Below are 8,035 nucleotides of genomic sequence, written 5' to 3'. Positions count from 1 at the left end.
TTACCTCCGGCTCCTTTCAGTCACCGGAGGTCATGAAAGGTCACAATCCTTCGGATTTTCTCTAAGTCAAAGTACCATCAAACCTCTTGCGCATTCATGACTTAGCTCCAAAGGAGCCTAACCATTCATGACCGCGGGTGCTGCCCGTGGCAACAGCATTACCTGGTATCCTACATTTCGTCCCTTTTCATCAAACTCATAGATCTCCCAAGAACTCACCTGTGGCTCAGTCAACGAACCATCTGTGATGGCTTCAAAATCAATTAATTGAACATGATGAGGCTTTCCATTTAAGCCTTCATAGGGAATATATCCTTTAGGGCTTGAACAGGAAAAGAGAAAAATTAATAAAGCAAGGAAAGCCAAATTTCTAAATGCAGAGGGCATGATTTGGTTCAAAGGAAATTTGAGTGACTTAGTTTTCGATTTAAAACTATACAAATCCCTCAAATTCCTCCCTACTTCCGCATAGTTTAATTCTACTTGAATGCAGTTTGACGTCGGCCTAGGCCTTTCAATAATACAGAATTTGCAATTCTTCTTGAATTCAACTTTTCCTTGACAACTTGTCAAGTTACACCTAACTTAGCTTAAAATCAGACAGCTATGACACGGACGATGCATATTGGGGAGTTTAAGGCGAAGTTTTCCGAAGTAGTGGAACTGATCAAAAACGGCGTGACCATCAAAGTGATCAAAGGAAAGACAGGAGAATTGGTCGGCTATTTTGGCAAAAATCTCGAACCTGCAAAACCCGTCAAGCGGAAGCTCGGATTTTTCAACACCCAAGGTGTGAAAATCAACAAAGAAGACCTTAACTGGTCGGATCAGGAATTGGAAGAGTTCGGGCTATGAAGTATTTGCTGGATACCCATGTCATCTTGTGGCAGGCCTACGAAGACACCAAACTCAGCAAGCTGGCAAGGGAAATTCTACTCAGTCAAGAAAGTGAAATTTACCTCAGTGCGGTAAGTTTTTGGGAAATCAGCCTGAAATTCCAGTCTGGAAAATTGGACTTAAAAGGCCACAATCCCGAAAAGTTGAAATCAGGATTTGATCGGTTCTATGATTTCCGGGAGTTAGGTTTGGAGATGAATGATGCGCTGACTTTTCACAAACTGGATGCTCCTATTCACAAAGATCCATTTGACCGAATGCTTATCTGGCAGGCTCTTCAACACGGACTGATTTTGCTTACCGACGATGAAAACATTAAACAATATCAGGAAATTGGTCTAAAAGTCGTATGGTAACACCATGATGCGCCGAGCTGAGGGTTTTTTAACCAATTACAAATTGATAAGGATATGAGGGGGAATTGCAAATCCCACCCAGCGTCCGACTGAACTTCAGAGGGCCTGCTATGCCGAACCGATGGAACAGTGGAAACTCCTCTGTGTGTCGCATCGGGTCATGCTTATCTGCCTCAGGCTGCCTCGATTTCAGCCCTCATCCTTGGTGGTTTTGACCAGGCCAATCCCAGCTATAAAAAATAACAGACCCAATGATCCAAATACAATCATTTGTTTAATGTCCGCTGAATCATTGGCAAATGTGACAGCAGCATAAATAAGGCCTACTATACCCAAAATTGTAAGTATGGCCCCGAAAATTCTTTTTAAGTTCATAAGGAAAGAAATATTACCGTTCGACCATATCCACAATCATGCCAGCAAGGATAATTTGAGGAGGTTCGCTTTCCACAGTCAAGGTATTGTGGAAACCTAGGCTAAGTTTCTACTCCCCAATTCTGAAGTCCGAAAAGGTGCTGAGTAAAGTTCAAAACTCCACCCCACTATTCTTACCAATTTGCATTTGGATTTATCCCCGTTTGAGTGTAGTATGAAGACTAGCTCAGGCGTTGAAACTACGCCCCCCATTCCAAACCATAGGTTTTTTACCCCCACTTTAGATTTCTTTTGAAACCTGCCAGTTTTTCCAAAGTTCTTCCCAAAGTGTATCCTTGCTTAAATGCAAAATCAGCTAAAAAATGAAATCAGAGCTATCATTTCAGGAAAGGGCGAAGTTAGGTATGGAGCAGCTATCCAAGCAGCCACCAGTTACCTTGGCGATGGCGCGCCAACAAGCCCAAAATCTCAAATCTCAAAGCAAATCCGTGATGAAGAAACACAGAAACTAGAGAATTTTATTTTGGAGAACAACCTTTGGATAGTCGATATAGAATTTTCAAACTATGTAAGCGAAGGTGCTGAGCAACGAGTTTTTTTGAAGGGAAATGATCGCGTGATTAAACTGAATGATGCCATTTATTATGGCTCTTGGAAAGAGTACTTTTATACCTTCTGCTTCATAACTTTTTCTTTTCAGATACTGCCTACGAGCTTCTAGGCTTTGCTAGAGATAATGATTCATTGTTTGCCGTTGTTCAGCAGGATTTTGTATCAATCACTGAGCCCACCGACTTGAATCGAATTAAAGCATTTCTGAGTTCGAATGGCTTCTCAAATACACGGAATAATGACTATTTCAATCCAGACCTCGACATTATTTTAGAAGATTTACACGATGAAAATGTGTTGACCAGAAATGGTGTTTTATATTTCATCGATACTGTTTTTTATTTGACTGAGGGATTTTGGAAATAAATTCGCAAAAGATCTCATATAGGCAGCCCATGATCTTCCCCCGTCTGAGTGTTGTCTGGTACTTGTACTTGCCTGTGCGTAATCCCTCCAAAAGGCGAGAAGTTCTGATAAATGGGTTTGCTTACCAATTCAACCCTTTAACTAAAGGTATTTTTTACCAAAATCTTTTCCGGAAAAAGTAATTATTGAAACTGACTCTAATAAAGACACCTTAAATTAGCACCAAGTCATTGTCATTTTTAAGCTATGAAATTAGGGTACAAGAAGTATTATTGGATTTGGCTTCCGCTGTCTTTTCTCTTCTTAGGATGTGAGGAAGAACCTATTCCGGTAATTCCTAATCCCACCCCGGATCCTCCAATCACAGGAGTCCCAAATCCGGCATTTTTTACTTTAGAAGTATCTGATCTTTTACTTTGTCCCGAAGAAGAAATCAATATCTCAATTACCGGGGCTGACAATAAGCCAATTGATCCAAAGGAATTGAATTTTTATCTCTCCCCGGAGATAGGCAGCTTGGACTTAGCCTCGGGGAAATATAAGGCTCCATCACAAGTGGACCGGCCAACCACAATTGAACTTTGGGCAGAAAGTAAGAAGGACACCAGCTTCAAAAAAGGAAAAATTCTCCGAATCTTGCCCCATATACCAGACAGCAAGGTTTTGTCCCAATTCAATGGGATCAATGAAGCTGTAGACAGTAAGCAACTTCCGGATGGTTCATTGATTTTCGCCACCAACAATCCGGCTGAACCTCCGGGGATATTGACTATGGCTGACTTTGAGATTTTTTGTTCGGATCAAAACGGACAACTTCTCTGGAGCACCAAATTAGGAAAAGGTACTTTGCGGCGAATTTATGTCGGCAAGGAAGCCATTTTTGGACTAGGCTACCTGAATGATGTTGGATTTGTCGTAGTTAAATTTGACTTTCAGGGAAATCATATCGCTACCAAATCCTTGGGTCTCGGATATGAAATGGACTTTAATCTTCTCGAAAACTTAAAGGGAAGTTTCAATGATCATGGAGATTTCTTTATTGCTTATGGCAATTCTTTTCTGGGAATGATGGTAAAATTGGACGCTGAAATGAACCTAAGTTCTGCAATACCAATTCCTGCTCATGGACTTGATTTTTATTCCTTAGAAAATTCAAAATTCTTAATTACCTCCGGACCATTAGAAGGTGGGTTTGTCGTTACGGATTCGGAACTTAAAACACTGTGGGAAAAATCCTTCGGGTCCGGCACCTTGGATATAACCCGAGCCATAAAAGTGGAAAATGGATGGGAAATATGGTCCATTATTGGTGAATATGCTACTAATCCTATTTCTCTTAAAAAATTCGATTTAATGGGAAATCAACTCGAGGACAGAAAACTTCAGTTTCAGGATCCCTTGTATTTTAGATCCCTTCATGACATTGTTCAGTTGCCTAATGGTACAATTTGGCTCGTGGCCAGCAGTCAATTTTACCCCAGCACCAAACCATTCCTAAAAGATCAAGATTTTTATCACACATTCCATTTGATCCAAATTTCCACCGAGGGAAATATTCTGAAAGAAACAACTGTTGAAAGCCTTAATTTCAGACCTCCAAGCCTACCCGGAGGCTGGGAAATAAAATATCAATCCTTGTTTTTAGGGGACGAAGGCCTAATCCTGGCTGGTCAATGGTTTTATAATTTTTTAGTCAAAACAAATTCACATTATGATTACAGCCCCTGCTGAAAACATCATGCTTAACTTCTTATTTGGAGGAGCTTTTTACCGTAATATGGGTGTATTTTCAAACTGCACAGTAGCCGCGGTCCTTAAGCAGTGTTTAAATACAGTTTCTTAAAATCACTCGGGTTGTCGCCGACGATCTTATTGAACAGCCGACTGAAATTTGAGATGCTCGAAAAGCCTACCGCGTAAGTGGTCTCCGAGATATTTTTACCCTTGAGCAAAAAAGATACTTTTTTTCTATAATTTTTCTTAAAATGTCAATACAGCACAAAAAAAGGTCATTTGTAACAAAAACAAGGTTTGTCCAGCATCCCAACTTGGTATTAAATAACCCACAAGAGCCATGAAACAGGAAACCATGGGGCCCACTAGGGTGCCAAACAAAAATCACGAAGACATTCCGGGAAATCCTTCCACTGCTACCAGTAGCAAAGTAAAACTTCGCACCAACCTTGATGATGGAAAAGGTCTCAAAGTCTTGAGTGAGGCCGATTGGGAATTTTGGATTACCAATGGCTATGTGATTGTGCGCAATGCCGTTTCTCTGGAGCAAACCGAAGCCACTGCAAATTTCCTTTGGGAGTTTGAAGAAAAGGACCCAACCAATCCCGAAACCTGGTACACAGCTCCACGGGCTGAGATGCAGATGAAAGAACTCACCAATACAGGCATGGTAGAGGTGTACAACCACCAAATGCTATGGAACAACCGCCAATCACCTAAAATCCATGCTGCATTTGCCGATATCTGGGGAACGGAAAAACTTTGGTGTACCATCGACCGAGCCAACCTGAATTTCCCGTTGCGCCCCGGATTCGAGTACAAGGCGTTTATTCATTGGGATTATGATCCTGAGACCAAACCCCAAAACGTACAGGGTGTCTTGGCCCTTGCGGATCAAAATGACGAAAACATGGGTGGATTTCAGTGCATCCCCGAACTATTCCAAACCTATGATACCTGGAAGCTCACCCAACCCGTGGACCGTGATCGGTTCAAACCGGACACCACGGGTTTTACACTGACAAAAGTAAAACTGAACGCCGGTGACCTGTTGATCTTCAACAGTTCGCAGCCACACGGTATCCGCGCCAATCTTTCAAAAGACAAAGTGCGAATTGCGCAATACATTTCCATGATGCCTGCGGAAGAAGACAACGAGGCACTACGGCAGTGGAGAATTAATTCCTGGAAAAATCGAATTGCACCACAGGGGTATGCCTTCCCGGGTGATCCCAGAAACTGGGAGCAGACGAAATATTCGACAGCCAAACTCTCCCCACTTGGCAGAAAGCTATTGGGTCTTGATAGGTGGTGAGTTTGGATGTTGGTTGAGAATGATGGGGTCAGAAGTGACTGGGTGGCTTGTTCGGCTAGTTAGAATTAGCGAAAGCAACTAATCCAAAACCATTCAACGCCGAGTAGCTTCCTGTCGATTTACATGATGGGCGCATGCAAAAAAAGCAGAGGTCTCTTTAAAAGGAACCTGCCCTATGCGGCTTTCACTTTCAAACACCCTTCAGACTGGTGCCAAGTGCCAAGGCAATAAAGCCGACCATCAACAGGGTAAAACTGTATTCTGAAATAAACTGGATTTGGGCAAAGTGCCCCAAGATTCCGAGTATGCCGCAGAGTATTCCAATGATCCAGGTAATTTTTTGGGGTGCTGATGGTTTCATGATTTTCTTTTTTGACAGCGAAAAAGATTTTTCGCATAGGATCAAACCTAGCCTAAATTCAACCAAATACACTACCGTTTTGTCTTTTTATCAAAAAAACCCTTTTCAGGCTTAGATTAATACAGCCTATGGTGAACGGACGAATTTCCTGTTTGACAAAAAATCAACCAAACCAACCCATTTTTAATTAAATAGGAAGTGAATAGCGAATTCGGATTTTTAAAAAAAGTAACGAAAAAGGAACTGCCATTCTATCCCAATTGCTCATGGATTAGACACGGCTTGATTTAGACTTGCAAAAAAATGATATTGTAGAGATTACATTTCAACCCATCATTTAAACCTATTCCACATGCCTTTTGCTCAAAAAAACCTTTCAATTCTCGCTAGTTTAGCCTTTTTTCTGGTCTTTACTTCGGCACTTTTTGCTCAGGACGGAACCATCTATCCACTCGAAGCACCCGCTGAACCCAATGCCATTCTGCTCGGAACAGGAGGCGTCGAAAATCAACCTGCCCCCGAAACCTGGTTTCGACAATGGGGCGATCCTATGGCGAGAAACATTTCCACAGCTACTTTGACGCCCTTTCTACCCGAACCGGGAAAAGCAAACGGCACAGCAGTAATTGTGGCTCCGGGAGGTGGATTTAGCTGGCTTTCTATGGGAAATGAAGGTTGGGAAGTAGCGGAAGCACTTGCCAAGCAGGGAATCGCCGCCTTTGTCCTCAAATACCGGCTCAACCCTACTGCTCCATCCCTGGATGAATTTACTGCCTGGATGAACCGGCCACGGACTGCTCCTGCTCCAACTTCTGGTGAATCCACCGGGACAGCTGCTCCCCGACCTCCACAGCGCAATCTTTCCAATCAGCTGGAAGATGCCGAGGCGGCTTATGCACTGATTGTCAATCGGGCGACGGAATGGGGAGTGGATACCAACAGAATCGGAATGATCGGTTTCTCAGCAGGTGCGGGACTGACCCTGCATGCTACACTTCACTCCAAAACCATGAAGCTTGCATTCATCGGGCCGATTTACGGAGGAATGGGTCCTGTAGAAGTACCGGAAAATCCCCACCCATGTTTAATGTGATCGCAACGGATGATTTCCTGTTTCGTGGTCAAACCGGAATAATCGAATCCTGGTACAAGGCCGGCAAGCCGGTAGAGTTTCATTTATATCAGAATGGCGGACATGGATTCGGTCTTGGCAATCCCAACCGCACGAGCAATCGTTGGTTTGATGCGTTTATGCATTGGTTGGAAATCAATAAGTTTCTGGTTGCGGCAAATTAAGCCGCTGAGAAAAGTGGATCCATCTCCCGCTTTGAAGTGCTCTGGTTTGCATGCCCGGTCCTATTTTAGGCTGGGTTTTGTTTTTCCCTCCCCTGGCCCAGCCTATCGTAAAATCCAGAAATCGAGCGAAAGAATGGATTGAACTCAATTTTTCAAACTAAATCGATTTTTTGATTTACCAAATTGTTTCCTCTTTTAAGCTTTTATGAACAATGCATCCCATGTTAATTTTTAACATTTCCCGAAGGTAGCCCCACTCTAGTTTTGAACAATCAACCAATCTGTTCAAATCTATGAGATTAAAGAATTTTACTTACAAAATTTGCCTCTATCTGGTGCTACTGCTCAGTATCACCTTGAAGCAAAATGCCTTTTCCCAGGCAGTAAATGCCACCGTATCCGGAAGACTCACCGATACCAGCGGAGAAATGCTGATAGGAGCCCAAATTCTGATTAAAAATGAGCAAACAGGATTTACCGCTTCTACTGTAACCGGGGGTACCGGAAACTATATTGTATCTCAGATCCCTTTGGGAAATGATTACACCGTCACTGCTTCGTACTTGGGTTTTGGGACCAAGTCCATCACAGGCCTTGTATTAAACCAAGGCAATGTCAATGCTGTCCTAAATAATTTTTGATTGTACACTAATATCCTATTTGCACCTTATTAAGGATTGTTTTAAGGGTAATTTGGAAACAGATCCCCCTGTAGGGTTTTCT

Annotated in this window: 9 protein-coding genes and 2 pseudogenes; 7 read left to right on the top strand and 4 right to left on the bottom strand. The window is 42.6% G+C overall.

Annotated features, from left to right (window positions below; all coding sequences use genetic code 11):
• Positions 1-117 precede the first annotated feature (117 nt).
• The gene (locus C4S61_RS17415; protein ID WP_103926081.1) at positions 118-387 is read right to left on the bottom strand and encodes a hypothetical protein; all 270 of its coding nucleotides are present in this window, start codon (positions 385-387) and stop codon (positions 118-120) included.
• A 219-nt stretch (positions 388-606) separates the two neighbouring features.
• Between C4S61_RS17415 and C4S61_RS17410 the strand changes: the two genes are divergently transcribed.
• Positions 607-855, top strand: a complete 249-nt coding sequence (locus C4S61_RS17410; protein WP_103926080.1) for a hypothetical protein — start codon at positions 607-609, stop codon at positions 853-855.
• The gene (locus tag C4S61_RS17405) at positions 852-1,253 is read left to right on the top strand and encodes a type II toxin-antitoxin system VapC family toxin (protein ID WP_103926079.1); all 402 of its coding nucleotides are present in this window, start codon (positions 852-854) and stop codon (positions 1,251-1,253) included. Before C4S61_RS17410 ends, C4S61_RS17405 begins: the two co-directional genes overlap by 4 nt.
• A gap of 189 nt (positions 1,254-1,442) precedes the next feature.
• Here C4S61_RS17405 and C4S61_RS17400 read toward each other — a convergent pair whose 3' ends face one another.
• Positions 1,443-1,628, bottom strand: coding sequence for a hypothetical protein (locus tag C4S61_RS17400; RefSeq protein ID WP_103926078.1), 186 nt, complete (start codon positions 1,626-1,628; stop codon positions 1,443-1,445).
• Positions 1,629-1,971: 343 nt separating this feature from the next.
• Between C4S61_RS17400 and C4S61_RS22690 the strand changes: the two are divergent.
• Together C4S61_RS22690 and C4S61_RS17390 are read left to right on the top strand one after the other, a co-directional pair.
• Positions 1,972-2,606 (top strand): annotated as a pseudogene (locus tag C4S61_RS22690) (putative polyvalent protein kinase domain-containing protein).
• Positions 2,607-2,852: 246 nt separating this feature from the next.
• Complete coding sequence (locus C4S61_RS17390; RefSeq protein ID WP_103926077.1) at positions 2,853-4,337, top strand: hypothetical protein; 1,485 nt, start codon at positions 2,853-2,855, stop codon at positions 4,335-4,337.
• An 83-nt stretch (positions 4,338-4,420) separates the two neighbouring features.
• On the opposite strand, the gene C4S61_RS22685 is transcribed toward C4S61_RS17390, so the two are convergent.
• On the bottom strand, positions 4,421-4,558 hold the full coding sequence (locus tag C4S61_RS22685) for a helix-turn-helix domain-containing protein (RefSeq protein WP_146064434.1): 138 nt from the start codon (positions 4,556-4,558) through the stop codon (positions 4,421-4,423).
• 122 nt (positions 4,559-4,680) lie between these two features.
• Here C4S61_RS22685 and C4S61_RS17385 point away from each other — a divergent pair, with 122 nt between their 5' ends.
• On the top strand, positions 4,681-5,655 hold the full coding sequence (locus C4S61_RS17385) for a phytanoyl-CoA dioxygenase family protein (RefSeq protein WP_103926076.1): 975 nt from the start codon (positions 4,681-4,683) through the stop codon (positions 5,653-5,655).
• A gap of 190 nt (positions 5,656-5,845) precedes the next feature.
• On the opposite strand, the gene C4S61_RS22110 is transcribed toward C4S61_RS17385, so the two are convergent.
• Positions 5,846-6,016, bottom strand: coding sequence for a hypothetical protein (locus C4S61_RS22110; RefSeq protein WP_200820610.1), 171 nt, complete (start codon positions 6,014-6,016; stop codon positions 5,846-5,848).
• 352 nt (positions 6,017-6,368) lie between these two features.
• Here C4S61_RS22110 and C4S61_RS17380 point away from each other — a divergent pair.
• Both C4S61_RS17380 and C4S61_RS17375 read left to right on the top strand, forming a co-directional pair.
• A pseudogene (locus C4S61_RS17380) lies at positions 6,369-7,312 on the top strand (alpha/beta hydrolase).
• A 293-nt stretch (positions 7,313-7,605) separates the two neighbouring features.
• Complete coding sequence (locus tag C4S61_RS17375; RefSeq protein WP_103926075.1) at positions 7,606-7,953, top strand: carboxypeptidase-like regulatory domain-containing protein; 348 nt, start codon at positions 7,606-7,608, stop codon at positions 7,951-7,953.
• Positions 7,954-8,035 lie beyond the last annotated feature (82 nt).

It is taken from the genome of Algoriphagus boritolerans DSM 17298 = JCM 18970 (genome assembly GCF_900108085.1).
GTDB classification, from domain to species: domain Bacteria; phylum Bacteroidota; class Bacteroidia; order Cytophagales; family Cyclobacteriaceae; genus Algoriphagus; species Algoriphagus boritolerans.
The sequence above is the reverse complement of the archived record's forward strand: the minus strand, read 5'-3'. Positions and strand labels throughout refer to the sequence as shown.

Coding starts and splice junctions, on each gene's coding strand:
- C4S61_RS17415 (WP_103926081.1), bottom strand. CDS start 387: ATGCCCTCTGCATTTAGAAATTTGGCTTTCCTTGCTTTATTAATTTTT.
- C4S61_RS17410 (WP_103926080.1), top strand. CDS start 607: ATGACACGGACGATGCATATTGGGGAGTTTAAGGCGAAGTTTTCCGAA.
- C4S61_RS17405 (WP_103926079.1), top strand. CDS start 852: ATGAAGTATTTGCTGGATACCCATGTCATCTTGTGGCAGGCCTACGAA.
- C4S61_RS17400 (WP_103926078.1), bottom strand. CDS start 1,628: ATGAACTTAAAAAGAATTTTCGGGGCCATACTTACAATTTTGGGTATA.
- C4S61_RS17390 (WP_103926077.1), top strand. CDS start 2,853: ATGAAATTAGGGTACAAGAAGTATTATTGGATTTGGCTTCCGCTGTCT.
- C4S61_RS17385 (WP_103926076.1), top strand. CDS start 4,681: ATGAAACAGGAAACCATGGGGCCCACTAGGGTGCCAAACAAAAATCAC.
- C4S61_RS22110 (WP_200820610.1), bottom strand. CDS start 6,016: ATGAAACCATCAGCACCCCAAAAAATTACCTGGATCATTGGAATACTC.
- C4S61_RS17375 (WP_103926075.1), top strand. CDS start 7,606: ATGAGATTAAAGAATTTTACTTACAAAATTTGCCTCTATCTGGTGCTA.